This window comes from Pseudomonas sp. UME65 (assembly GCF_014170225.1).
GTDB classification, from domain to species: domain Bacteria; phylum Pseudomonadota; class Gammaproteobacteria; order Pseudomonadales; family Pseudomonadaceae; genus Aquipseudomonas; species Aquipseudomonas protegens.
On record NZ_LZZQ01000013.1, the window covers coordinates 469,433 to 493,002 of the forward strand.

24 protein-coding genes are annotated in these 23,570 nt (G+C 61.0%); 10 read left to right on the plus strand and 14 right to left on the minus strand.

Annotated features, from left to right (window positions below):
* Window positions 1–108 precede the first annotated feature (108 nt).
* Complete coding sequence (locus tag A9971_RS16975; RefSeq protein WP_011058407.1) at window positions 109–426, plus strand: tetratricopeptide repeat protein; 318 nt, start codon at window positions 109–111, stop codon at window positions 424–426.
* Window positions 427–597: 171 nt separating this feature from the next.
* On the opposite strand, the gene A9971_RS16980 is transcribed toward A9971_RS16975, so the two are convergent.
* The 3 genes from A9971_RS16980 to A9971_RS16990 form a co-directional block, all read right to left on the minus strand.
* Window positions 598–837: a PilZ domain-containing protein gene (locus tag A9971_RS16980; protein ID WP_011058406.1), complete on the minus strand. Its 240-nt coding sequence runs from the start codon at window positions 835–837 to the stop codon at window positions 598–600.
* A gap of 72 nt (window positions 838–909) precedes the next feature.
* Window positions 910–1,797, minus strand: coding sequence for a lysophospholipid acyltransferase (locus A9971_RS16985; RefSeq protein WP_011058405.1), 888 nt, complete (start codon window positions 1,795–1,797; stop codon window positions 910–912).
* 42 nt (window positions 1,798–1,839) lie between these two features.
* Window positions 1,840–2,403: a DNA-3-methyladenine glycosylase I gene (locus A9971_RS16990; RefSeq protein ID WP_047290171.1), complete on the minus strand. Its 564-nt coding sequence runs from the start codon at window positions 2,401–2,403 to the stop codon at window positions 1,840–1,842.
* Between the two features lie 81 nt (window positions 2,404–2,484).
* Between A9971_RS16990 and glyQ the strand changes: the two genes are divergently transcribed.
* From glyQ to A9971_RS17010, 4 genes are all read left to right on the plus strand, one after another.
* Entirely contained in the window at window positions 2,485–3,438 is a 954-nt protein-coding gene (glyQ, locus tag A9971_RS16995) for a glycine--tRNA ligase subunit alpha (RefSeq protein WP_003177094.1), read from the plus strand.
* A complete protein-coding gene (gene glyS, locus A9971_RS17000) occupies window positions 3,435–5,489 on the plus strand; it encodes a glycine--tRNA ligase subunit beta (protein WP_015633612.1) in 2,055 nt (684 codons plus the stop codon). The genes glyQ and glyS overlap by 4 nt, the downstream gene beginning before the upstream one ends.
* A 17-nt stretch (window positions 5,490–5,506) precedes the next feature.
* Window positions 5,507–6,040: a D-glycero-beta-D-manno-heptose 1,7-bisphosphate 7-phosphatase gene (gene gmhB / locus A9971_RS17005; protein WP_015633611.1), complete on the plus strand. Its 534-nt coding sequence runs from the start codon at window positions 5,507–5,509 to the stop codon at window positions 6,038–6,040.
* A gap of 82 nt (window positions 6,041–6,122) precedes the next feature.
* Window positions 6,123–6,893: a 1-acyl-sn-glycerol-3-phosphate acyltransferase gene (locus tag A9971_RS17010; RefSeq protein WP_041114926.1), complete on the plus strand. Its 771-nt coding sequence runs from the start codon at window positions 6,123–6,125 to the stop codon at window positions 6,891–6,893.
* 180 nt (window positions 6,894–7,073) lie between these two features.
* On the opposite strand, the gene A9971_RS17015 is transcribed toward A9971_RS17010, so the two are convergent.
* The 3 genes from A9971_RS17015 to A9971_RS17025 form a co-directional block, all read right to left on the minus strand.
* Window positions 7,074–9,392, minus strand: coding sequence for a CHASE2 domain-containing protein (locus A9971_RS17015; protein ID WP_183001277.1), 2,319 nt, complete (start codon window positions 9,390–9,392; stop codon window positions 7,074–7,076).
* An 18-nt stretch (window positions 9,393–9,410) separates the two neighbouring features.
* Complete coding sequence (locus tag A9971_RS17020) at window positions 9,411–10,409, minus strand: FecR domain-containing protein (RefSeq protein WP_183001276.1); 999 nt, start codon at window positions 10,407–10,409, stop codon at window positions 9,411–9,413.
* A 399-nt stretch (window positions 10,410–10,808) separates the two neighbouring features.
* Window positions 10,809–11,096 (minus strand): hypothetical protein, encoded by a 288-nt coding sequence (locus tag A9971_RS17025; protein ID WP_041114921.1) that lies wholly within the window; start codon window positions 11,094–11,096, stop codon window positions 10,809–10,811.
* A 228-nt stretch (window positions 11,097–11,324) separates the two neighbouring features.
* On the opposite strand from A9971_RS17025, the gene A9971_RS17030 reads away from it, so the two are divergent.
* On the plus strand, window positions 11,325–12,053 hold the full coding sequence (locus tag A9971_RS17030; RefSeq protein ID WP_011058398.1) for a response regulator transcription factor: 729 nt from the start codon (window positions 11,325–11,327) through the stop codon (window positions 12,051–12,053).
* 27 nt (window positions 12,054–12,080) lie between these two features.
* Here A9971_RS17030 and A9971_RS17035 read toward each other — a convergent pair whose 3' ends face one another.
* The 8 genes from A9971_RS17035 to dnaA all read right to left on the minus strand — a co-directional run bounded on the left by A9971_RS17035 (window position 12,081) and on the right by dnaA (window position 20,475).
* Complete coding sequence (locus A9971_RS17035; RefSeq protein ID WP_169892327.1) at window positions 12,081–12,401, minus strand: hypothetical protein; 321 nt, start codon at window positions 12,399–12,401, stop codon at window positions 12,081–12,083.
* Window positions 12,398–12,883, minus strand: coding sequence for a DUF4265 domain-containing protein (locus tag A9971_RS17040; RefSeq protein WP_053160549.1), 486 nt, complete (start codon window positions 12,881–12,883; stop codon window positions 12,398–12,400). Before A9971_RS17040 ends, A9971_RS17035 begins: the two co-directional genes overlap by 4 nt.
* A 151-nt stretch (window positions 12,884–13,034) precedes the next feature.
* Entirely contained in the window at window positions 13,035–13,559 is a 525-nt protein-coding gene (locus A9971_RS17045) for a DUF4265 domain-containing protein (RefSeq protein ID WP_183001275.1), read from the minus strand.
* Between the two features lie 160 nt (window positions 13,560–13,719).
* Window positions 13,720–14,124, minus strand: a complete 405-nt coding sequence (locus tag A9971_RS17050; RefSeq protein ID WP_015633604.1) for an Imm1 family immunity protein — start codon at window positions 14,122–14,124, stop codon at window positions 13,720–13,722.
* Between the two features lie 121 nt (window positions 14,125–14,245).
* Complete coding sequence (gyrB, locus tag A9971_RS17055; protein WP_011058394.1) at window positions 14,246–16,663, minus strand: DNA topoisomerase (ATP-hydrolyzing) subunit B; 2,418 nt, start codon at window positions 16,661–16,663, stop codon at window positions 14,246–14,248.
* A 4-nt stretch (window positions 16,664–16,667) separates the two neighbouring features.
* The gene (gene recF / locus A9971_RS17060) at window positions 16,668–17,771 is read right to left on the minus strand and encodes a DNA replication/repair protein RecF (RefSeq protein ID WP_123431148.1); all 1,104 of its coding nucleotides are present in this window, start codon (window positions 17,769–17,771) and stop codon (window positions 16,668–16,670) included.
* Between the two features lie 20 nt (window positions 17,772–17,791).
* Window positions 17,792–18,895, minus strand: a complete 1,104-nt coding sequence (dnaN, locus tag A9971_RS17065; RefSeq protein WP_011058392.1) for a DNA polymerase III subunit beta — start codon at window positions 18,893–18,895, stop codon at window positions 17,792–17,794.
* 38 nt (window positions 18,896–18,933) lie between these two features.
* Window positions 18,934–20,475 (minus strand): chromosomal replication initiator protein DnaA, encoded by a 1,542-nt coding sequence (dnaA, locus tag A9971_RS17070; RefSeq protein WP_077933137.1) that lies wholly within the window; start codon window positions 20,473–20,475, stop codon window positions 18,934–18,936.
* A gap of 566 nt (window positions 20,476–21,041) precedes the next feature.
* Between dnaA and rpmH the strand changes: the two genes are divergently transcribed.
* The 4 genes from rpmH to yidC are packed head-to-tail and all read left to right on the plus strand — an operon-like array spanning window position 21,042 to window position 23,535.
* Window positions 21,042–21,176: a 50S ribosomal protein L34 gene (gene rpmH, locus A9971_RS17075; protein ID WP_003213577.1), complete on the plus strand. Its 135-nt coding sequence runs from the start codon at window positions 21,042–21,044 to the stop codon at window positions 21,174–21,176.
* A gap of 16 nt (window positions 21,177–21,192) precedes the next feature.
* Window positions 21,193–21,594 (plus strand): ribonuclease P protein component, encoded by a 402-nt coding sequence (rnpA, locus tag A9971_RS17080; RefSeq protein WP_026020269.1) that lies wholly within the window; start codon window positions 21,193–21,195, stop codon window positions 21,592–21,594.
* Window positions 21,587–21,832 carry a membrane protein insertion efficiency factor YidD gene (gene yidD / locus A9971_RS17085; protein ID WP_003213574.1) on the plus strand — a complete coding sequence of 82 codons (246 nt, stop codon included), beginning with the start codon at window positions 21,587–21,589 and terminating at the stop codon, window positions 21,830–21,832. Before rnpA ends, yidD begins: the two co-directional genes overlap by 8 nt.
* A 2-nt stretch (window positions 21,833–21,834) precedes the next feature.
* Window positions 21,835–23,535, plus strand: coding sequence for a membrane protein insertase YidC (gene yidC, locus A9971_RS17090; RefSeq protein ID WP_011064394.1), 1,701 nt, complete (start codon window positions 21,835–21,837; stop codon window positions 23,533–23,535).
* Window positions 23,536–23,570: the final 35 nt, after the last annotated feature.

Sequence of the window (23,570 nt, forward strand, 5' to 3'; positions counted from 1 at the left end):
CGCTGCCGAAGGCGGCGATCGACTGCGCAGCAGGCGCTGCCCTTGCGAAGGCCCTGCGGGCCTGATCGCAACCTGCGGCGGCTACATGAGCCCACAGGAGTGACAACGATGCTTGAATCCCTGGAAAAAATGCTCGCCAAGGGTGTGGATAACGCCCTGCTGCGCTTCGGCCTGGGCAAGGGTTACCTGGATCAGGGCGATTTCGCCAAGGCCGCCGAGCACCTGCAACGTTGCGTGGCCTTCGACCCCAAGTATTCCGCGGCGTGGAAGTTGCTGGGCAAGGCCTGCCAGGGGCAGGGCGACCTGCCGGCAGCGCGCCAGGCCTGGGAACAGGGCCTGGAAGCGGCCCGGGGCCACGGCGACAAGCAGGCGGAAAAGGAAATGACGGTGTTCCTGAAAAAACTCGACCGCCAGTCTCAAGGCTGACCCCACCCCTCCTCGGTAGCCGCTGCTGCAGGCTGCGAACGAGCTGGGCGGCACTCCGATGCACTGCTCGCTAGCTCTGAAGACCCGCACAGGCTCGACAAGAGAGCGCCAAGCAAGGCCCTTCGGTCCTTTTCGCAGCCTCGCGGGCTCGGCAACGGCTACAGGGCTATTTCACAGGTAGCGCAGGGCGATCCCTTCCGCGTCCACTTGCACCACTTCCATGCGCACCCGCGGCGCCGTCACCGGCAGGCCCTGGACCTGGCCGTAGACCACCGCGCCCTTGGGCAGTCTTGCCAGGGCCGGGCTCTGTACATAGACGCCGCTGGCGGACAGGTTGCGGGTCTGCCCCAGGCATTCGCCGATGCTTTCGTGGGAAATCTTGATGCGGAACGACTTGCGATGATCGGACATCTTCTGCGCCCTTGTTCGGTGTGCTGTGGATAACTCCCGATGCGGGGTTATCCACAGATCGTGCCAGCTCCCTCAGTACCAGCGCGCCTCGCCAGGCGGGCGCTTCTTGAAGCGTTTCATGCTCCACATGTACTGGCTCGGATAGGCCCCCACATAACGCTCGACCACCTTGCTCATGGCCGCGCAGGAGGTTTCGGTATCGGTGCTGTACATGTCTTCCGGCGCCGCTTCGAGGATCACCTTGTAGCCCGAGCCGTCGGGCAGGCGCAGGGCATGGAGGAACACGCCGACCGCCTTGCCGCCGGCCAGCATGTTCGGCACGAACTTGCTGGTCAGGGCCTGGGTGGCGAAGAAGGGCACGAAGATCCCGGCGGATTCGGCCGGTTCCGGGTCGGCGGGGATGCCCACTGCCCCCCCTTTGCGCACTTCCTTGATGACGCTGAGGATGCCTTCCTTGGTGGAAGCCGCCACGCGGTTGCCCAGTTGCACCCGCTGCTTGCGCAGCAGTTCGTCCACCGCCTTGAGCTTGGGCGGACGGTAGAAAATGATCGGTTTGCACTGGCTGCAATAGAAGTGGTTGAGCACTTCCCAGTTGCCCAGGTGGCTGGTAATGCCAACCACGCCCTTGCCCGAGGCCAGGGCGTCCTTGAGCACTTCCAGGCCCTCGACTTCACGCACCAGGGCAATGGAACGCTCGGCCGGCCAGATCCAGGCGCAGGCGCTTTCAGTCAGGGACTTGCCGATGTCCTTCAGGCTCTGGCCCACCAGGCGCTCGCGTTCCGCCGGGTCCATCTGTGGAAAACACTTGGCCAGGTTGATGCGCACCACCTCGCGGGAACGATTGGGCGTCTTCCACATGATCCAGCCGATGGCTGCGCCGACCGCCTGCACCGCGCGCCAGGGCAGCAGGGCAAACAACCGCAGAGCACCCACCAGCAGGGCGCCTTTGAACTTATCCACAAATGACTCCTGATCTTGGTCATGAAGCGTGTCGCCAGCCGGCTATTCTAACCGCGCATCGGCCAGGATGGCGTACCGATCACAGTCCAGGGTGTGGTCCATGACCATCCCCGAGGCCTGCATCAGCGCATAACAGATGGTCGGGCCGACGAAAGTGAAGCCGGCCTTGCGCAGGCCGCGGCTCATGGCTTCGGCCTCCGGCGTCACCGCCGGCACTTCGCTGCGGTCCTTGAAATGGTTGATCTTCGGCACGCCACCGACGAAGGCCCAGAGAAAGGCCACCGGGTCTTCCAGCTCCAGCCAGGCCTGGGCGTTGCGCCGCGCGGCGTTGAGCTTGAGGCGGTTGCGGATGATGCCCGGGTCCTGCATCAGGTCGTCGATCTCGGCATCGCTCATCTGCGCCACGCGCTGCACATCGAAGCCGAACAGCACCTGGCGATAGTGCTCGCGCTTCTTCAGCACGGTGATCCATGACAGCCCGGCCTGGAACCCTTCGAGCAATAACAACTCGAACAAGCGCTGCCCATCGCGCAGCGGCACGCCCCACTCCTGATCGTGATAAGCCATGTACAGCGGATCTTCGGAACACCAAAAGCAGCGTGGCATAAGGCTCCAGGGGGCGTGCGCAGGACTGAATCGGGTATACTCCCGCTCCTTAAATCGCAGCCCAAGTAACAGGTGAATTTCGTGAGCCAGCCTACGCCAGCCGTGCGTACCTTCCAAGACTTGATCCTCGCCCTCCAGCAGTACTGGGCCGAGCAAGGTTGTGTGGTACTTCAGCCCTACGATATGGAAGTAGGCGCCGGCACTTTCCACACCGCTACCTTCCTGCGGGCCATCGGCCCGGAAACCTGGAACGCCGCTTATGTGCAGCCCAGTCGTCGCCCGACTGACGGCCGCTACGGCGAAAACCCCAACCGCCTGCAGCACTACTATCAGTTCCAGGTGGTCTTGAAGCCCAACCCGGAGAACTTCCAGGAGCTGTACCTGGGTTCCCTGAAGCACGTGGGCCTGGACCCGCTGGTGCACGACATCCGCTTCGTCGAGGACAACTGGGAATCGCCGACCCTGGGCGCCTGGGGCCTGGGCTGGGAAGTCTGGCTCAACGGCATGGAAGTGACTCAGTTCACCTACTTCCAGCAAGCCGGTGGCATCGAGTGCTACCCGGTGACCGGTGAAATCACCTACGGCCTGGAACGCCTGGCCATGTACCTGCAGGGCGTGGATTCGGTGTACGACCTGGTCTGGGCCGACGGCCCGTTCGGCAAGGTCACCTATGGCGATGTGTTCCACCAGAACGAAGTGGAGCAGTCGACCTACAACTTCGAACACGCCAACGTCGAGAAGCTGTTCGAACTGTTCGACTTCTACGAAAGCGAAGCCAAGCGCCTGATCGAACTGGATCAGCCACTGCCGCTGCCGAGCTATGAAATGGTCCTCAAGGCCTCGCACACCTTCAACCTGCTGGATGCACGCCGGGCAATCTCGGTCACCGCACGCCAGCAGTACATCCTGCGTGTGCGCACCCTGGCGCGTTCCGTTGCGCAAGCCTACCTGCTGGCCCGTGCCAAGCTGGGCTTCCCGATGGCAACCCCGGACCTGCGTGATGAAGTGTTGGCTAAGTTGGAGGCGGCACAATGAGTGCGCAAGATTTTCTGGTTGAACTGGGCACTGAAGAACTGCCACCCAAAGCCCTGAACACCCTGGCCGAAGCCTTTCTGGCCGGCATCGAAAAAGGCCTGCAGAGCGCCGGCCTGAGCTTCCAGGCCAAGCACGTATACGCCGCGCCACGGCGCCTGGCGGTGCTGATCACCCAACTGGCCACCCAGCAGCCGGATCGCAGCATCAACCTCGACGGCCCGCCACGCCAGGCAGCCTTCGACGCTGAAGGCAACCCGACCCAGGCGGCCCTGGGCTTTGCCAAGAAGTGCGGCGTCGAACTCAGCGAGATCGACCAGAGCGGCCCGAAACTGCGCTACAGCCAGAGCATCAAGGGCAAGCCGACCGCCAGCCTGCTGCCAACCATCGTCGAAGATTCGCTGAACGACCTGCCGATTCCCAAGCGCATGCGCTGGGCCGCGCGCAAGGAAGAGTTCGTGCGCCCGACTCAATGGCTGGTGATGCTGCTGGGCGATGAGGTCATCGACTGCACCATCCTCGCCCAGAAGGCCGGTCGCGACTCCCGCGGCCACCGCTTCCACCACCCGCAAAGCGTGCGCATCACCGCGCCGGCCAACTACCTGGCCGACCTGCGTGCCGCCTACGTGCTGGCCGACGCCAACGAGCGTCGCGAGCTGATCAGCAAGCGCACCGCGGAACTGGCGACCCTGCAGGAAGGCACGGCGATCGTCCCGGCGGACCTGCTGGACGAAGTGACTGCCCTGGTCGAATGGCCGGTGCCACTGGTGTGCTCGTTCGAGGAGCGCTTCCTCGAAGTGCCCCAGGAAGCCCTGATCACCACCATGCAGGACAACCAGAAGTACTTCTGCCTGCTGGACGTGGACGGCAAGCTGCTGCCGCGCTTCATCACCGTGGCCAACATCGAGAGCAAGGACCCGCGCCAGATCATCGAGGGCAACGAGAAAGTCGTGCGCCCACGCCTGACCGACGCCGAGTTCTTCTTCAAGCAGGACAAGAAGCAGAAGCTCGAAGACTTCAACCTGCGCCTGCAGAACGTGGTCTTCCAGGAAAAACTCGGCAGCGTCTACGACAAGGCCGAGCGGATCTCCAAGCTGGCCGCCTTCATTGCCCCGCGCATCGGCGGCGACGCCCAGCGCGCCGCCCGTGCCGGCCTGCTGTCCAAGTGCGATCTGGCCACCGAGATGGTCGGCGAGTTCCCGGAAATGCAAGGCATCGCCGGCTACTACTACGCTCTCAATGACGGCGAGCCGGAAGATGTCGCCCTGGCCCTGAACGAGCAGTACATGCCACGTGGCGCCGGCGCCGAGCTGCCCAGCACCGTGACCGGTGCCGCCGTGGCCATCGCCGACAAGCTGGACACCCTGGTGGGGATCTTCGGCATCGGCATGCTGCCCACCGGCAGCAAGGACCCCTACGCCCTGCGTCGCGCGGCACTGGGCGTGCTGCGGATCCTGATCGAGAAGAAGTTCGACCTCGACCTGAACGACGCCGTGGCCTTCGCCGTCAGCGCCTTCGGCAGCAAGGTCAAGGCCGCCGGCCTGGCCGACCAGGTGCTGGAGTTCATCTTCGACCGCCTGCGTGCCCGTTACGAAGACGAAGGCGTGGATGTAGCCACCTACCTCTCGGTGCGTGCCCTGAAGCCGGGTTCGGCCCTGGACTTCGACCAGCGCGTGCAAGCCGTGCAGGCCTTCCGCAAGCTGCCGGAAGCCGCCGCCCTGGCTGCGGTGAACAAGCGCGTGTCGAACCTGCTGAGCAAGATCGAAGGCAATGTGCCGACCACCATCGAAGCCAAGTACTTCGACAACGCCAACGAGTTCTCCCTGTACTCGGCGATCCAGCAAGCGGACCAGGCTGTACAGCCCATGGCCGCTGCCCGCCAGTACAGCGAGACCCTGGCCCGCCTGGCTGCCCTGCGCGAGCCGGTGGACGCCTTCTTCGAGGCGGTGATGGTCAATGCCGAGGACGCCAATGTACGGGCCAACCGCTACGCGCTGCTGGCGCGGCTGCGGGGCCTGTTCCTGGGCGTGGCCGACATTTCGGTACTGAGCTGATCAGGTAAGGAACTGCTGTGAAACTGCTGATACTCGATCGTGACGGCGTGATCAATCACGACTCCGATGCCTACATCAAATCGGTGCAGGAGTGGATTCCGCTCCCCGGCGCGATCGAAGCCATTGCGCAGTTGAGCAAGGCCGGCTGGACGGTGGCGATCGCCACCAACCAGTCCGGCATCGCTCGCGGCTACTACGACCTGGCCACCCTCGATGCCATGCACGCGCGCCTGCGCGAACTGGTGGCGGAGCAGGGCGGCGAAGTCGGGCTGATCGTCTACTGCCCTCACGGGCCCGACGAAGGGTGCGCCTGCCGCAAACCGAAACCGGGCATGCTGCTAACCATTGCCGAGCATTACCAGGCAGAACTGACAGGTCTATGGTTTGTCGGTGACAGTCTCGGTGACCTGGAAGCCGCAAAAGCCGTCGACTCTCAGCCAGTATTGGTAAAGACCGGGAAAGGCGAAAAGACTCTGGGGAAAACCCTGCCGGTAGGCACCTTGATTTTTGACGACCTGGCGGCCGTTGCCGCTGAACTTATCCACAATTAGGCCCCTTCTGGCATCCTGACCAAGGACTGTTCGGGAGAGCGCTTTTTAACAGGCGGGCATGCCCGCAATGGTAAATGCCGCTATGTCGATCCTGCAGGCCATCAGAACCTTTTTCTTTTACCTGCTACTGGGCACCAGTTCCTTGCTGTGGTGCTCCCTGAGCTTTTTTATCGCGCCGTTCCTCCCATTCAAGGCGCGCTATCGCTTTATCAACGTCTACTGGTGTCGCTGCGCGCTGTGGCTGACCAAGGTATTCCTCAATATCCGCGTGGAAGTGAAGGGCGCGGAAAACGTCCCCGAGCGGCCTTGCGTGATCGTTTCCAATCACCAGAGCACCTGGGAAACCTTCTTTCTCTCGGCCTACTTCGAGCCCCTGAGCCAGGTGCTCAAGCGCGAGCTGCTGTATGTGCCGTTTTTCGGCTGGGCCATGGCCATGCTGAGGCCCATCGCCATTGACCGGGACAACCCCAAGGCTGCCCTCAAGCAGGTGGCGAGCAAGGGCGACGAGTTGCTCAAGGACAATGTCTGGGTACTGATCTTCCCTGAAGGCACCCGCGTGCCTTACGGCCAGATCGGCAAGTTTTCCCGCAGCGGCAGCGCCCTGGCGGTGAATGCCGACCTGCCGGTGCTGCCGGTGGCCCACAACGCGGGCAAGTTCTGGCCGAAGACCGGCTGGGCCAAGCGCCCCGGCACCATCACCGTGACCATCGGCGCGCCGATGTATGCCGAAGGCAGCGGCCCGCGAGCCATCGCCGAGCTCAATGACCGGGTGGCGGCCTGGAATGAACAGGCTCAACGGGATATGGGCTCATTGCCACCATTGGCCACTTCTACGGATAAGGTTGCTGTATGAGCTTCTGTGGATAACCTGTGTACGACTTTTCCTACAAGGCTTGAAATCGAGTTATAATTCACTGATTTATATATATATTTCCCAAACTCATAAAATGTGGAAAAACGTGCATAAGTTTTTCAGCAGACGAAAAAACCGGCCTTGGAGCCGGTTTTTTTCACCTGGGATATTCCCGGCCCTTCATTCCTCCAGCAAAGGCAGTTCGAGGATGAAGCAAGAGCCCCGACCCACCACGCTCTGGCAACTGATACGGCCCTGATGCCGGTCCACCACCGCCTTGACCATGGACAAGCCCAGGCCCAGGCCATCAATGCCCTTGGCCGAAGCAAAGCGCTGGTACTGGCCGAACAGCTGGGGCAGATCCGCGGCATCGATACCCCGGCCTTCATCGCTGATCTCGCAGCGCAGCCAGCCTGGGGTACAACTGACCCGCACACTCACCCTGGACTCCACCGGGCTGTACTTGATGGCGTTTTCCAGCAGGTTGAACAGCGCCCGGGTCAGTAGCGACTGGTCCGCCAGCACCAGGCCTTCGGCCTCGTCGTCCAGGTCATGCTCCAGGTGAATGTCCTTCAACTGGGCCAGGGTCGTGGCCTGATCGAAGGCGTCCAGCACCAGCATGGCGAACATGCTCGGTTCGAACTGGTAGGCCTCCGACTCGGCCTTGGCCAACTGCACGAAGGCCTCGGTCAGAGCCAGGGCCCGGCGTACCTGCTGTTCGATCTGGCCGTACACCTGCCGGGGCGTCGCCGGCTGATGGCGCTGCAAATCCAGCAAGGCCAGGATCGCCGAATGGGGCGCGCGCAGATCATGGGACAGAAAGCGCAACAGCACGCTGCGTTGCTGTTCGGCGTCGCGCTCGACGCTGAGGTCGGTGAGGCTCAGCAGCCAGCCAATGGCGGTATCGCTGTCCACCGGCAGCAGCGGCGCCAGTTCCATGCGCAGGCTGCGCTGCTGAACATCACGGAACTCCACCGCCGGCAGTTGTTCCAGCCGGGGGTACAAGGCCGGTTCCGTCAGGCCTGGGTAACCCAGGGCGGCCAACTGGGCAATCAGCCCTTCACCCACCAGGGAATGGGCAAACACTTCCCGTGCATTGCGGTTGGCCAGCAGGATCTTGCCGTCGGGGTCGCTGATCAGGGTCGCCACCGGCAGGTACTCCAGGCCATCGGCGATAAAACGCCGGGTGTCCCGGGTGCGGCTCAGGGCCTGCTCCAGAGCGACGATCTGCCCCTGCAGCACATCCCCGGCCGGGGCCTGGCTGCGCCGGCGTTCCGGCAACACCTTGGGCTCGCTGTCCAGGCGCGCCAGTTCCCAGCCGAAGTAGGCCAGGATCACGCTCAGCCGGCGCCAGTTCCAGATCAGGTAGGCCAGCAGCATGCCCAGCAGGCTGGCCACCGGCGACCACCAGTAGCCCAGCCGCAGCATCAATACCGAGCCCGCCAGGCCCAGCCCCATGCAACCCAGGGTTATCCACAGCGCGTGGCGCGGCCGCCACAGCAACAGGCCCAGCAACACAGCGGTCAGGGCCATGGACAGCAGCATCCCCGACCACTGGCCCAGGGCAACCACGCTGCGATGCTGGAGCAGGCCGTTGAGCAGGTTGGCCTGGATCTCCACCCCCGGGGTGGTGCCCTGGCTGCCGGATTGCGGGGTCACGTAGCGGTCCCCCAGCCCCGGGGCCGTGGAGCCCACCAGGATCAGCCGGTCGCGCAGCAGCTCCGGCGGCACTTCGCCCCGCAGCACGCTGACATAGGGCACGCTGGGAAAGCCGGCGTCGGCGCTGATAAAGGGAATGCGCACCGGGTTGGACCGCAGCCACCCCTGGGCCACGCGAGGTTTGCCGGGCCCGGGCATATGGGGGAATGCCGGCTCGGCTTCGGTCAGTTGGTACAGCAGCCACGTCAGTTGCGCCCGGGGAGCCAGCACCGGGCCTTCGCGCAGGTAGACGCTGCGCACCGTGCCATCGGCATCCGCTTCGGCATTGATATGGCCCAGGCCGCGGGCGCAATTGCGCAGCAGCGGCACCGGCGGGATTTCCTCAATGTCCTGGCCATAGCGGGCAACGCCCTGGCGCAGCACCGGCAGGAACACATTGCCGGCCCGGCACAGGGCGGCAGCCAGGCGGGTGTCGTTTTCCACCGTGCTGCCGGGTTCACTGAGGATCACATCGAACAGCACCCCTTTGGCCTCGGCCGCGCTCAGCCGGTCCAGCAGTTGGCCATGAATGGCCCGCGGCCAGGGCCAGCGCCCCAGTTGCTGCAAGCTGTAGTCGTCGATGGTCACCAGCAGGATGCGCGGGTCCACCGGTAGCGGGGTGAAGCGCCGCAGGTTGTCGTAGAACAGATTGTTCAGGGCCAGGCCGTGGCTCAGGGACAACACCGCAGTCAGCGGCAGAAGAATCAGGCTGACCCACAGCCACTCCCGCACCAGCCCGCGGAACAGGCGCTGAGCCTGGGTCGGTTCACGGCCTTCGGCCCGACGGCGCCATACGCTCATGGACGGCCCACCGGGGCGTTATTCAACACGGGTGGTCCTGGGGTAATAAAAGATGTCATAGACCCCGGTTTCGCCTTCCAGGCCGTGCTCATCGAACGCCGAAAGACGCACGTGATAAAAAAATGCCTGCAAGCCGGTGAAGTTGACCTGCGGGGTGCTGGAGAACTGCTCCTGCTTGATGTTCAGGAAGTCCTTGTCGGTAGCGACCTGGGCCCGGTAGCGGCTGGCCCCGGGCAAAGGTTGCAGGATCAGTTGCCAGACGGGCAGGGCACCGGTCTGCCCAGCCTGCCCCAGCAGCCTCGGCGCGGCCAGCAGTTCCACCGGCTTGAGCTCGCCCTGTTTCTGGATCCGCAGCCCCTGGCGCGCCATGACCTGGACTTCACCCGGCACCGGGCCTGCCGGTTTATCCACAGGGCGCTGACGCGTACGCCGCGGTCCCGGCTGCGGCGCGTCCTCTTCGCGATTCACCGCCACCTGGCCATTGAGCACCTCCACCAGGGATTGCTGATCGTCATTGCGTACCCGGAAGTGAGTACCGCGAACCCCCAGCACGCCCACCGGCGTAACGATCTGGAAACGGTCGTGATCACTGGTGCGCTTGATCACGTAGGACTCGATCTGGCCCTGCTCCAGCACAACCTGAGGGATGGCGTATTGGTTATTGAGTTGCAGGGTGACCTGGGAACTGGAAGGCAGCACCACCCGCGAACCGTCTCCCAGGGACAGGCTGACGAAGGCCGACGGCGAGGTCCTGACCCCTTCCTTCTCATCGATGCTCATGCCTTCCTGCAGGAGCACCTCGCGCCCCTTGGCGTCCAGTTTCCAGGCTTCGCCGGTCAGGTGTTCCACCGTCGCCGGCAGGGGCTGGCCACGGCACTGCTGGTTGTCATCGATATAGGGCAGTCGTGGCGCAGCCGCCTGTGCCGCACACAACGGCAGAATCAACCCGGCCAACAGCAGGGCGACACGCGCGACCTGAGGCCGGCCGGTGGACGGAAAAGGGCAGAGGTCATTCATGGATGTGCTTAGAGCCTTTGGGAAAACCGCGGCGAAATCCTACGCACCATACCTGAGGCAGATCGTTGGCAGAAAGCCGAACGCTGCGGGATGTCGCCCAAAGACAGGAACCCGGTCGGGCGAGGGCGGAAACAGGACAGGGCGAGAAGAAAGTGACACGTCCCTGTGTCGGAACCGGAGCGACAGGTCGCCCGGCCCAAAGTCCTGAGGAGGCACTCCCTGTATTCCCCTTCAACGACGCACGCGAGCGCGCGTTGTCCCGCCAGCCTGGCGGTTGACACTCCCTGTGTCGGAGCACTTCCAGGTGCCCCCGTGTGCCACTCAGCGGGAAGCAATGTAACGCTGGCCGCAAAGCTGCGACGGATTTGCAATATTTGTTCAGAATCATTGCCGCGGCCTCTAGAACACCCAGCGCGGGGCCGGTGGCTGCAGGTTCGTGGGTAGCGCTGTCCGACCGATCACGGGCTCGGCGTCCAGGGTCAGGTTGGAGTCACTGCCAGCGGGCAGGGCAGACGCCGGGTATTGCCCGATGCCGGAGGGCTGACAGCAGCCCGCTGTGGACGCTGGCACGGTACAGGCACTGATTCCCAGATAAGCCGCCAGCATCAAACTGAGAAGACGCACCGGATCATCGCCGCTGAATATTCTGACAAGCGCGACCTGGCCTTTCCTGAGCAGGTTCCCCATGGTTCTTTTCCTTGTTTGTACGAGCCGGTATCGTGCTGCTCAATAGCCCGACGGCCCGTGCTCCGGGCGCCTTACCGGCTATTTGATATCAGCGTACCGAGGGACCCGGGGCTCAAGAGCAATTCGCCACAATTGTTCAGATTCAGGCCAGGTGCCTAAACTTCCCCTCAGTCCGAGCCCGGCAGCCACGGCCCCGGGCGCTCTTGGAACCATAAGGAACTGCCTCGCATGCGTGTCGCGATACTGGATGACGAACCTGCGGAACTGGCGCGGGTGGAACAGACACTGCGAGAGATTCCCGGCCCCGGCGAACAGCCCTGGACCTTGCACAGCTTCGAGCGCGGAGAAGACCTGCTGCGCCAGTTGCGCCGGGAAACCTTCGACCTGCTGATCCTCGACTGGCAAGTGCCGGACCTCAGCGGCCTGTCCCTGTTGCGCTGGACCCGGGAACACATGGATTCGCCGCCCGCGGCCATCATGCTCACCAGCCGCGATGCCGAGAGCGATATCGTCCAGGCCCTGAACACCGGTGCCGACGACTACCTGAGCAAGCCGTTTCGCCCCAACGAACTCAAGGCCCGGGTCAACGCGGTACTGCGCCGCCATGGCTTGCAGCGCAACCACAGCGAAGAAGTGCAGAGTTTCAACGACCTGAGCTTCGATGATGCGGAACTGACCGTCACCCGCGCCGGCGCTCCCATCAGCCTTACCGAGCGCGAGTACCGCCTGGCCCGCTGCCTGTTCGCCAACCTGGGCCGGCCGCTGTCCCGGGAGTACCTGTACGAACGGTTCTGGACCCATGAGGAAATCGTTTCCTCACGGCCCCTGGATACCCACATCTACCGCTTGCGCAACAAACTCGGGCTGACCGCGGATCGCGGCTGGCAACTGTTGACGATCTACGGCTATGGCTACCGCCTGGAAAGTGTCGCGTCGCCTGAAGAACAGGGCAGCTGACTGCTTGCCTTCAAAAGCGGCTTGATATCATTCCGGGTCCCGCCAGACATCTTCATAGCCGGCGCGGTCGATGATGAAACGCGTCCCGCTCGGCAGGTACAGGTAATCGATCACCTCCGGCAACAGCTCGAGCAGATGCTCGGCACACAGAGGCTGGTAGAAATCCACCGCAGTGGAATGTTCGCCGCAGTGGATAAACCAACTGACCGTGCCGTTTTCCGGCAACTCGACCCGGGTGCCATAGATGGGCGATTGCGCAAGGGAGCCTATGGCCAGCGCAATCATCGGCTCCGGGGCCTGGGGAGCAAGGTCGTAGCGTTCACAGATAAGCTGCTGTCTTTCGTTCATAGGGCCAGCCACCAATCGAGCAAGGTCTCGTCATCGGTGTCATCGAGGTTTTTATAGATGTTGGCGTAGTACCACTCGCTGCCCGTGGTCTCGCGAAAGCGGTTGAAGAACAGGGCGATGTTGTCCATGCCGTTTCGCGCCGGCACCGACAATGTCAGATTGCCCTTGTAGCGCCCGTCGAGCATGCCACCCAATTCGCTCGCCACATCCGCCGCCAGGGCCATGATGTGTTCTTCAGGGATGTGATCCGAATAGATATGGATGCAGAAGTTGCCGCCACGCTTGAGCACCACGGCGGGGGCCTGCGGATCCTTGATCGAGATGATGTCGCCCTTGGCCAGGTTCAGCGCCAGCCCTGGTGAATAGAGAATCTCGTAACTGTCCTCATCAATGCGCCGGACATGCAGCGGCTCATAGACCGGGCCACGGCTGTTCTGCCCCGCAACAACCCGAATCGATATTTCCTGGTTTTCATCATCCATAACCCATTTCCGTGCGATTGCTGTTTCTACAAAGGGTGAAATGAGCCGAACCGGCCCAGCCGCGTAGCGGGGTCAACTGATCGATAAACACATCTCGAACGCGCCTGTTCGATGGCCGGATCGTCTCGCAGCTCAGGTGCCAGCACAGCACCTAGTGATCCCTCCAGGTGACGCACTCAAGTGAGGCCAGTGAAGAGCACTCGCTCAGGCGCGCAGGCTCAATAGCCCCGTGCTGTAAACAGGCATCTTCATAGGCGACATGTTGGTCGTCGGTGATGGAGGCCAGGTATTGGTCGATTGCGCAAAAACTGACCTCGGGCGCGATATCCACAGAGAACAGCGACAGGCCCCGGGTAACCGTACACCTGGCGCCGAGGCTGCGCAGGTGCTGCACAATCCCCGAGCGCTCTGACTCGCGCTCGGCAAAAACCCGCAGCGTCGAGTGCCCGGATTGCCGCACCACGCCGGTAGCGATCCGCTCATGGGCATCGGCGCGAGTCAGCACCCAGTCCCCCTTGCTCACGCCATAGAGATAGTAGGGCGTGTTATCCAACTGGTAGACATCTGCCCCCCGCTGAACGCCCCACATCGACTCATACTCCACCGGTGGATAACCGTCAGCGTCGACGGTGAGCTTGAAAATGATCTTCTGAAACTGTGCTGTCGAGGTATCCATTCCATCTCACCGAGGCGCCGCCATGGGCCTCACAAACTGCCCGTAAAAGAAGTTTTCCTCGAAGGAAAATATGACCTCCGCACGGCCCCCGAAGGGGAAGCGTGCTTCATCGAATAGGTGGCTGCTTGTACCTGCCAAGGTCAACGTCCTTATTGTCCAGTTAACCTTCCACTTCCCAGGCCAGATCGGGATCAGCCGAGCCATAGGCCGAGAAATAAGCCAGGGCCTGTCTCGCTCGCTCTTTAGCCACACACTGATAGCGAGGGTAACTACCGGACTGGCCGCCCGCGACCAACTCAACCCGCTGATCATCAGGGGTGTCTGCGCTGAGCAGGGTCTGCAACGACTGGTCGACGTCCTGGGCGATAAAGACCACATACTGATCGGCCGCACCGCCCCCGATATGCATCAGGGTCTGATCACTGAAGAAAAAAACCGTCGAGCTGAAAGCCTTTCCGTCCAGGCGGTTGAACGCGGACAACACCTGCATCGAGTCGGGGTTTAACCACTCATGGGTGTGACAACGATTACCGGCATATTCATCTTCAACAATTTTCTTGAGCATTTGCCATGACTGCCTTGTCCGGATAAAAACGTAAATCGTTATGGATGAGGGATTGAACAATCTGCCAATAAAAAAGGCCAACGCAAGCGTCGGCCTTTTTATTTTCAGCTGTGTCGCTGGATCAGAAGTCCAGGTTGGACACCGCCAGGGCGTTGCTTTCGATGAAGTCGCGACGAGGCTCGACCGCATCACCCATCAGGGTGTTGAAGATCTGGTCGGCGCCAATGGCGTCTTCGATGGTCACCTTGAGCATGCGCCGCATGCTTGGGTCCATGGTGGTTTCCCACAGCTGGTCAGGGTTCATCTCGCCCAGACCTTTGTATCGCTGGATGGTGTGGCGCTTGGTGCTTTCCGCCATCAGCCAGTCCAGGGCCTCCTTGAACTCGGTGACGGCTTTCTTGCGTTCGCCGCGCTGAACATAAGCGCCTTCGTCCAGCAGGGTGCTCAGTTGAGCGCCGAGGGAGACGACGGTCTTGTAGTCGTTGCTGCCGAAGAAGTCGCGGTTGAAGGTGACGTAGTTGGACAGGCCGTGGGAGATCAGCTCGACCTCTGGCAGCCACACATTGCGTTCACGGTCTTCGCGCAGGCTGGCCTTGTAGACCAGGCCGGACTTCTCGGAAGTGCGCAGACGGGCGTCGTACTTGGCCAGCCAATCCTGCATGGCGGCGTGGTCGGACAGTTGCTCCATGGTCACGGCCGGCAGGTAGATGAAGTGCTCGGTCAGCTCCTGCGGGTACAGGCGCGACAGGCGCTTGAGGGTCTTCATCACCATGCGGAAGTCGTTGACCAGGCGCTCCAGCGCCTCGCCGGAGATCCCCGGGGCTTCTTCGTTCAAATGCAAGCTGGCATCTTCCAGAGCCGACTGGGTCATGTAGTCTTCCATGGCGTCGTCGTCTTTGATGTATTGCTCTTGCTTGCCTTTCTTGACCTTGTAAAGCGGCGGCTGGGCGATGTAGATGTAGCCACGCTCGATCAGCTCCGGCAACTGACGGAAGAAGAAGGTCAGCAGCAGGGTACGGATGTGCGAACCGTCAACGTCAGCATCGGTCATGATGATGATGTTGTGATAACGCAGCTTGTCGATGTTGTACTCTTCGCGGCCGATGCCGCAGCCCAGCGCGGTGATCAGGGTGCCCACCTCTTGCGACGAGATCATCTTGTCGAAGCGTGCCTTCTCGACGTTGAGGATCTTGCCCTTGAGCGGCAGGATCGCCTGGGTCTTGCGGTTGCGGCCCTGCTTGGCGGAACCGCCAGCAGAGTCACCTTCCACCAGGTAGAGTTCGGACAGGGCCGGATCCTTTTCCTGGCAGTCCGCCAGTTTGCCCGGCAGGCCGGCGATATCCAGCGCGCCTTTGCGACGGGTCATTTCACGGGCTTTACGCGCCGCTTCACGAGCGCGGGCAGCGTCGATCATCTTGCCCACCACCAACTTGGCTTCGTTGGGGTTTTCCAGCAGGAAGTCGGAGAAGTACTTGCCCATTTCCTGTTCGACCGCGGTCTTCACTTCGGAAGAAACCAGCTTGTCCTTGGTCTGGGAGCTGAACTTCGGATCCGGCACCTTCACCGAGATGATCGCGGTCAGGCCTTCACGAGCGTCGTCACCAGTGGTGGCGACCTTGTGTTTCTTGGCCAGGCCTTCCTGCTCGATGTAGTTGTTCAGGTTACGGGTCAGGGCCGAACGGAAGCCCACCAGGTGGGTACCGCCGTCGCGCTGAGGAATGTTGTTGGTGAAGCACAACAGGTTCTCGTTGAAGCTGTCGTTCCACTGCAAGGCGATTTCCACGCCGATGCCGTCTTCACGCTGGATGTTGAAGTGGAACACCTGGTTGACCGCAGTCTTGTTGGTGTTCAGGTATTCAACGAATGCCCGCAGGCCGCCTTCGTACTTGAACAGCTCTTCCTTGCCGCTGCGCTCGTCCTTGAGGACGATGCCGACACCGGAGTTGAGGAAGGACAGTTCACGGATCCGCTTGGCCAGGACGTCCCAGCTGAAGTGGATGTTCTTGAAGGTTTCAGCCGAAGGCTTGAAGTGGATCTGGGTACCGGTGGTTTCGCTGTCACCAACGATTTTCATCCGCTCTTGCGGAACACCGTGGACATAGGTCTGTTCCCAGATCTTGCCGCTACGGCGCACGGTGAGGATCAGCTCCTCGGACAGGGCGTTCACTACCGATACACCTACGCCGTGCAGACCGCCGGAGACCTTGTAGGAGTTGTCGTCGAACTTACCGCCGGCGTGGAGCACGGTCATGATGACCTCTGCCGCGGAGACGCCTTCTTCTTTATGCACATCGACCGGGATGCCGCGACCGTTGTCGCGCACGGTGATGGATTCATCCGGATGGATGATGATGCTGATGTCGTCGCAATGACCGGCCAGCGCTTCGTCGATAGAGTTATCGACCACCTCGAACACCATGTGGTGCAGACCGCTGCCGTCATCGGTGTCGCCAATGTACATACCGGGACGTTTGCGTACGGCATCCAAACCTTTCAGCACCTTGATGCTGGTCGAGTCGTACGTATTTTCTTCGCTCATGCCTTCACTCCCGATGGTCGTGGGTCTGGGTGATACGGCCTTGTTCCACGTGGAACAAAGCGACTGGCGTTTCCGTCTGCCAGCCTTCCCTCAATAATTCGTGGTCTACACAGGTGATAAACACCTGGCAGCGTAAGTCTTCCAACAAGCGACAAAGTGCGCGGCGGTGCTGCTCGTCCAGCTCGGACGGCAAGTCATCCACCAGATAAATACACTGACCGCGGCGGGCCTGGCTCACCAGGTGCCCCTGGGCAATGCGCAAGGCACAGACCACCAACTTCTGCTGGCCACGGGACAAGATGTCCGCGGCGTTGTGTCCGCCTAAGCGCAGACGCAAATCAGCACGTTGTGGGCCGGCCTGGGTATGACCCATTTGCTGGTCACGATGGAGGGCGGTCGCGAGCACTTCACTGAGCTCCCGGTCCTTGTCCCAACCACGGTAATAGCTAAGCGTCAGGCCCTCGAGCTGCAACAGTTCGCCCAAGGTCCGCTCAAAGACTGGTTTCAAGGCTTTGATATAAGCGCGGCGGTATTCATCGATTTCAGCGCTGGCCTGACACAGTTCCCGGTCCCAGGCCGCTTGCGAAGCGGCGTCAAGTGTACCATGCCGCAGCCATGAGTTCCGCTGCCGCAGGGCCTTCTGCAAGCGCTGCCAGGTGGACATGAAGCGTGGTTCCACATGGAACACTCCCCAATCCAGGAACTGCCGACGGATCTTCGGTGCGCCCTCCAGCAGGCGGAAGCTGTCCGGGTTGATCAACTGCAGCGGCAGGATCTCGGCCAACTGCGCCGCGCTGCGGGCATTCTGACCGTCGATGCGGATCTGGAATTCCCCCTGGCGATCACGGGATATCCCCAGGCTGCTATGGCCGCCCTCGGCCAACTCCACCTGGCCGAACACCGTGCAAGCCAGCTGCTCGTACTGGATCACCGGCAACAGGCGGGCACTGCGGAACGAGCGGGCAAGCCCCAGCAGGTGGATGGCTTCCAGCACACTGGTCTTGCCACTGCCGTTGGCGCCGTAGAGAAGGTTGATGCGGGGGGAGGGGGAGAAGGTCACCGGGTGCAGATTGCGCACCGCGGTGACCGAGACGCGACTGAGGGACATCTAGCTTCTGCTGAGCATGATTACAGGCGCATCGGCATGACAACGTAAGCCGAGTCGTCGTTGTCGGATTCCTGCACCAGCGCACTGCTGTTGGAATCGGACAGGATCAGGCGAACCTGTTCGGTGGTCATCACGCCCAGAACGTCCAGCAGGTAGCTGACGTTGAAGCCGATTTCCAGGGAACCGCCGTTGTATTCCACGCCCACTTCTTCTTCCGCTTCTTCCTGCTCCGGGTTGTTGGCCTGGATCTTCAGCTGACCATTGGCCAGTTGCAGACGGATGCCGCGGTACTTCTCGTTGGACAGGATCGCGGTACGGCTGAAGGCTTCGCGCAGCGCCTGGCGATCACCCAGTACCAGCTTGTCACCGCCTTTGGGCAGCACGCGCTCGTAATCCGGGAACTTGCCGTCCACCAGCTTGGAGGTGAAGGTGAATTCGCCGGTGGTGGCACGAATGTGGTGCTGGCCCAGGACAATGCTGACGTTGCCATCGGGCTCGGTGAGCAGGCGCGCCAGTTCCAGGATGCCTTTGCGCGGCACGATCACCTGGTGGCGATCCGGCTGGCCGATGTCCGCCTGCATCGAGCACATGGCCAGACGGTGACCGTCGGTGGCCACGGCGCGGATGATCCCGGCGGACACTTCCAGCAGCATGCCATTGAGGTAGTAGCGCACATCCTGCTGGGCCATGGCGAAGCTGGTGCGTTCGATCAGGCGGCGCAGTCGGCTCTGCTCCAGCTGGCAGGTCAACGAGCCCGGGCCTTCTTCCACAGTCGGGAAGTCGTTGGCCGGCAGGGTCGACAGGGTGAAGCGGCTACGCCCGGCCTTCACCACCAGCTTCTGCTCGTCGACCTTGATGTCGATCAGGGCATCGTTGGGCAGGCTCTTGCAGATGTCCATCAGCTTGCGCGCGGGAACGGTGATTTCCCCCGGCTCGGCTGGCTCTTCAAGTTGCACACGACCGACCAGCTCGACTTCCAGGTCGGTACCGGTCAGCGAAAGTTGCTGGCCTTCGACAACCAGCAGCACGTTGGAAAGCACCGGCAAGGTCTGGCGGCGTTCGACGACGCCGGCGACCAGTTGCAGGGGTTTCAACAGGGCTTCGCGTTGAATGGTGAAATGCATGGTCTAGTCCCTTGCCTTAATAAGCTGCGTTGGAGTCATCAAGTGGTCAGAGTACGCAGCAGGTTCTTGTAGTCCTCGCGGATGTCCGCGTCGGATTCCTTAAGTTCATTGATCTTGCGGCAGGCGTGCAGAACCGTGGTGTGGTCGCGACCGCCGAACACATCGCCGATTTCCGGCAGGCTGTGGTTGGTCAGTTCCTTGGACAGGGCCATGGCCACCTGACGCGGGCGGGCCACCGAACGGGAACGCCGCTTGGACAGCAGATCGGAAATCTTGATCTTGTAGTACTCGGCGACGGTGCGCTGGATGTTATCCACAGACACCAGCTTGTCCTGCAGCGCCAGCAGGTCCTTCAAGGATTCGCGAATCAGCTCGATGGTGATATCGCGGCCCATGAAGTGCGAATGGGCGATGACCCGTTTCAGGGCACCTTCCAGTTCACGGACGTTGGAGCGAATGCGCTGGGCAATGAAGAACGCTGCATCATGAGGCAGCTCGACCTTGGCCTGGTCGGCCTTCTTCATCAGGATCGCCACCCGGGTTTCCAGCTCAGGCGGTTCGACGGCCACCGTCAGACCCCAGCCGAAGCGCGACTTGAGGCGCTCTTCCAGGCCTTCGATCTCCTTCGGGTAGCGGTCGCTGGTGAGAATCACCTGCTGGCCGCCTTCGAGGAGGGCGTTGAAGGTGTGGAAAAACTCTTCCTGGGAACGCTCCTTGCGGGCGAAGAATTGAATGTCATCGATCAGCAGCGCATCGACCGAACGGTAGAAACGCTTGAATTCATTGATGGCGTTGAGCTGCAACGCCTTGACCATGTCCGCCACGAAGCGCTCGGAATGCAGGTACACGACCTTGGCATTCGGGTTCTTCTTTAATAGGTGGTTACCCACAGCGTGCATCAAGTGGGTCTTACCCAGGCCGACGCCGCCATAAAGGAACAGCGGGTTGTAGCCATGCTTGGGGTTGTCCGCCACCTGCCAGGCCGCTGCGCGGGCCAGCTGGTTGGATTTACCCTCGACGAAATTCTCAAAGGTGAAAGTGCGGTTCAGGTAGCTGGTGTGCTTGAGCGCGCCTTCTACCTGGACGGTACGCTGTTCGGCGCGTACCGGTGCCTGCTGCGAGCTGGCGCCCGCCATCGGGTCGAAGCTGTCACGAGAGGGTTCTTCGCTGACTTCGGCAGCCTTCTGTGCGGCGGCTTTCTTGGCCGGGGCAGAAGTGGGTGCCGGAGCGGGCGCGGGAGCAGCAGCCGGGGCAGCATTGGCTGCAGCTGCTTGCAGGGCTTGCGAAGCGGCAGCGGCCAGTGGCGCGTTAGGTGCGGCGCGAGGCGCCGAACTGCGTTTGCTGCCTATTAATAAGGAAAGGACCGGTGCCACGCCGTTGCCGTGTTCATCCAGCAGCTCGAGCACGCGCCCCAGGTACTTTTCATTGACCCAATCGAGAACAAAACGATTCGGTGCGTATACACGCAACTCGTCGCCTTCGGCTTCGACCTGTAGCGGACGGATCCAAGTGTTGAATTGCTGGGCAGGCAGCTCATCACGCAGAAGCTCCACGCACTGCTGCCAAAGTTCCACTGACACGGATATCCCCTAAGTTGAAAGCCGGTGAGGCAAAAACAAGCGGCCATTGTAGCGATCAGCCGCCCACTTATCCACATGTAGCGTGTCCTCAGGACACTAAGAATCAACGCCTTACCCCGAATAAACACGACCAGCGGTATGTGCATAAGCTCTGTGGATAACCCCACTTGAGACCATTGCACAACTCGGGGCGAAACTCTGTGGGTAACTCGCCTGTGGATAACCGACCGTTCCACACACAGGTTTTCCGATGGCGCAGCACAGGCAGGACACCGTTTCTCAACCGTGTTGTCATTCTCTGTACAGTACGGACTAGAAGGGCTTGAGTAAGTTATCCACAGATAAGGCCGTCCCTAGTCTTTATAAGCTTTACAGAAAAGCTTTAAATACTTTCCTTCTTTATTTTTATATCTAGCCGACCCTGGCTCACAACCCCGTACCCGGACATACATAGATAAAGGAAAAGCTGGTTGGAAATTGACCTAGAGGCTTGCTTTCTCTAGAATCGCCGATCTCTTAAAACGGGGGCCATTCCGGCCCGTTGTGGACGAACCAGGTAACACGACATGAAACGTACTTTCCAACCAAGCACTATCAAACGCGCTCGTACCCACGGTTTCCGTGCTCGCATGGCTACCAAGAACGGTCGTGCCGTCCTGTCGCGTCGTCGCGCCAAAGGTCGTGCGCGTCTGGCAGTTTGATAATCCGGCACTGGAGGTGAGTCAGGACTTCAGTCGGGAAAAGCGTCTGCTTACTCCCCGGCACTTCAAGGCGGTCTTTGACTCCCCTACCGGCAAGGTTCCGGGGAAAAATCTCCTGCTCCTTGCGCGCAACAACGATCTTGATCATCCCCGTCTGGGGCTCGTGATCGGGAAAAAGAGCGTAAAACTCTCCGTTGAGCGCAATCGCCTCAAGCGTCTGATGCGCGAATCGTTTCGTCTCCACCAGGACTCACTGGTCGGATGGGATATCGTTATCGTCGCGCGCAAAGGTTTGGGCGATGTAGAAAACCCCGAATTGATTCAGCATTTCGGCAAACTCTGGAAACGCCTGGCACGCAACAAGCCGGTACCAGCAGCCAACTCCGAAACTGTAGGGGTAGACAGTCCCGATGCGTAAACTGGCACTCGTTCCGATCCAGTTTTACCGCTATGCCATTAGTCCTCTGATGGCCAATCACTGTCGTTTCTACCCCAGTTGTTCCTGCTACGCGTTGGAAGCCATCGAAAATCATGGCCTTCTGCGCGGTGGCTGGCTGACCTTTCGTCGTTTAGGTCGCTGTCATCCGTGGAATCCCGGTGGTTATGACCCGGTTCCACCTATCCCTACCTCCCGTTCTTCTTCGATGGCCGAGTAATCATGGATATCAAACGCACGATCCTGATCGTCGCCCTGGCAATCGTGTCCTATGTCATGGTTCTTAAATGGAACCAGGATTATGGCCAAGCTGCCCTGCCGACTCAGAATGTTGCTTCCAGCACGACCGCCCCGGGCTTGCCGGATGCGCCAACAGGCACTTCCGCTGCCAACGACGACATTCCGCGCGCGGCAAGCGACACCACCGCACCCGCTGAAGCGCCTGTAGCGGCAAGCAAAGATCTCATTCAGATCAAAACGGATGTGCTCGACCTGGCTGTCGATCCACAAGGTGGGGATATCGCGCAACTGCGTTTGCCACTGTATCCACGTCGTCAGGACCACCCGGAAATCCCGTTCCAGCTGTTCGATAACGGCAACGAACGGACTTACCTGGCACAAAGTGGCCTGATTGGCAGCAACGGCCCGGACGCAAGCCCGGCCGGTCGCCCGATCTACTCGGCCGAGAAGAAAAGTTATCAACTGGCTGACGGTCAGGACCAATTGGTGGTCGACCTGAAGTTCAGCAAGGACGGCGTCAACTACATCAAGCGCTTCACCCTGAAGCGTGGCTTGTATGACATCACCGTTTCCTACCTGATCGACAACGAAAGCGCGCAGCCCTGGACCGGTGCGATGTTCGCCCAGCTCAAGCGCGACGCCAGTTCCGATCCATCCTCCAGCACCGCCACCGGCACCGCGACTTACCTGGGCGCCGCCCTGTGGACAAGTTCCGAGCCGTACAAAAAAGTGTCCATGAAAGACATGGACAAGGTGAACGAGGACAAATCCAAGGCACCCATCACTGAAAATGTTCAGGGTGGTTGGGTTGCCTGGCTGCAGCACTACTTCGTAACCGCCTGGATTCCGCCAAAAGGCGAGAACAACCAGGTTCTGGCGCGTAAAGACAGCAAAGGCAACTACATCATCGGCTACACCGGCCCTTCAATGACCGTTGCTCCGGGTGCCAAGGCTGAAACCAGCGCCATTCTGTACGCCGGCCCGAAAAGCCAGGCCGTGCTGAAAGAGTTGTCCCCAGGCCTGGAACTGACCGTGGACTACGGTTTCCTGTGGTTCATTGCCCAGCCGATCTTCTGGCTGCTGCAACATATCCACAGCCTGGTGGGTAACTGGGGCTGGTCGATTATCTTCCTGACCATGCTGATCAAGGGGATCTTCTTCCCACTGTCGGCTGCCAGCTACAAGTCCATGGCACGCATGCGTGCAGTGGCTCCGAAACTGGCCGCGCTGAAGGAAAAATTCGGCGACGATCGTCAGAAAATGTCCCAGGCGATGATGGAGCTGTACAAGAAAGAGAAGATCAATCCGCTGGGCGGCTGCTTGCCGATCCTGGTGCAGATGCCGGTCTTCCTGTCCCTGTACTGGGTACTCCTGGAAAGCGTGGAAATGCGCCAGGCACCGTTCATGCTGTGGATTACCGACCTGTCGATCAAGGATCCGTTCTTCATCCTGCCGATCATCATGGGCGCCACCATGTTCATCCAGCAGCAGCTGAACCCGACGCCTCCGGATCCGATGCAGGCCAAGGTGATGAAAATGATGCCGATCATCTTCACCTTCTTCTTCCTGTGGTTCCCGGCGGGTCTGGTGCTGTACTGGGTAGTGAACAACTGCCTGTCGATCGCTCAACAGTGGTACATCACTCGTAAGATCGAAGCGGCTACCAAGAAAGCAGCTGCCTGACCTACGCTGTGGATAACCACACAAGACGCCCCCTA

Coding starts and splice junctions, on each gene's coding strand:
- A9971_RS16975 (WP_011058407.1), top strand. CDS start 109: ATGCTTGAATCCCTGGAAAAAATGCTCGCCAAGGGTGTGGATAACGCC.
- A9971_RS16980 (WP_011058406.1), bottom strand. CDS start 837: ATGTCCGATCATCGCAAGTCGTTCCGCATCAAGATTTCCCACGAAAGC.
- A9971_RS16990 (WP_047290171.1), bottom strand. CDS start 2,403: ATGCCACGCTGCTTTTGGTGTTCCGAAGATCCGCTGTACATGGCTTAT.
- glyS (WP_015633612.1), top strand. CDS start 3,435: ATGAGTGCGCAAGATTTTCTGGTTGAACTGGGCACTGAAGAACTGCCA.
- A9971_RS17010 (WP_041114926.1), top strand. CDS start 6,123: ATGTCGATCCTGCAGGCCATCAGAACCTTTTTCTTTTACCTGCTACTG.
- A9971_RS17015 (WP_183001277.1), bottom strand. CDS start 9,392: ATGAGCGTATGGCGCCGTCGGGCCGAAGGCCGTGAACCGACCCAGGCT.
- A9971_RS17020 (WP_183001276.1), bottom strand. CDS start 10,409: ATGAATGACCTCTGCCCTTTTCCGTCCACCGGCCGGCCTCAGGTCGCG.
- A9971_RS17025 (WP_041114921.1), bottom strand. CDS start 11,096: ATGGGGAACCTGCTCAGGAAAGGCCAGGTCGCGCTTGTCAGAATATTC.
- A9971_RS17030 (WP_011058398.1), top strand. CDS start 11,325: ATGCGTGTCGCGATACTGGATGACGAACCTGCGGAACTGGCGCGGGTG.
- A9971_RS17035 (WP_169892327.1), bottom strand. CDS start 12,401: ATGAACGAAAGACAGCAGCTTATCTGTGAACGCTACGACCTTGCTCCC.
- A9971_RS17040 (WP_053160549.1), bottom strand. CDS start 12,883: ATGGATGATGAAAACCAGGAAATATCGATTCGGGTTGTTGCGGGGCAG.
- A9971_RS17045 (WP_183001275.1), bottom strand. CDS start 13,559: ATGGATACCTCGACAGCACAGTTTCAGAAGATCATTTTCAAGCTCACC.
- A9971_RS17050 (WP_015633604.1), bottom strand. CDS start 14,124: ATGCTCAAGAAAATTGTTGAAGATGAATATGCCGGTAATCGTTGTCAC.
- gyrB (WP_011058394.1), bottom strand. CDS start 16,663: ATGAGCGAAGAAAATACGTACGACTCGACCAGCATCAAGGTGCTGAAA.
- recF (WP_123431148.1), bottom strand. CDS start 17,771: ATGTCCCTCAGTCGCGTCTCGGTCACCGCGGTGCGCAATCTGCACCCG.
- dnaN (WP_011058392.1), bottom strand. CDS start 18,895: ATGCATTTCACCATTCAACGCGAAGCCCTGTTGAAACCCCTGCAACTG.
- rpmH (WP_003213577.1), top strand. CDS start 21,042: ATGAAACGTACTTTCCAACCAAGCACTATCAAACGCGCTCGTACCCAC.
- yidD (WP_003213574.1), top strand. CDS start 21,587: ATGCGTAAACTGGCACTCGTTCCGATCCAGTTTTACCGCTATGCCATT.
- yidC (WP_011064394.1), top strand. CDS start 21,835: ATGGATATCAAACGCACGATCCTGATCGTCGCCCTGGCAATCGTGTCC.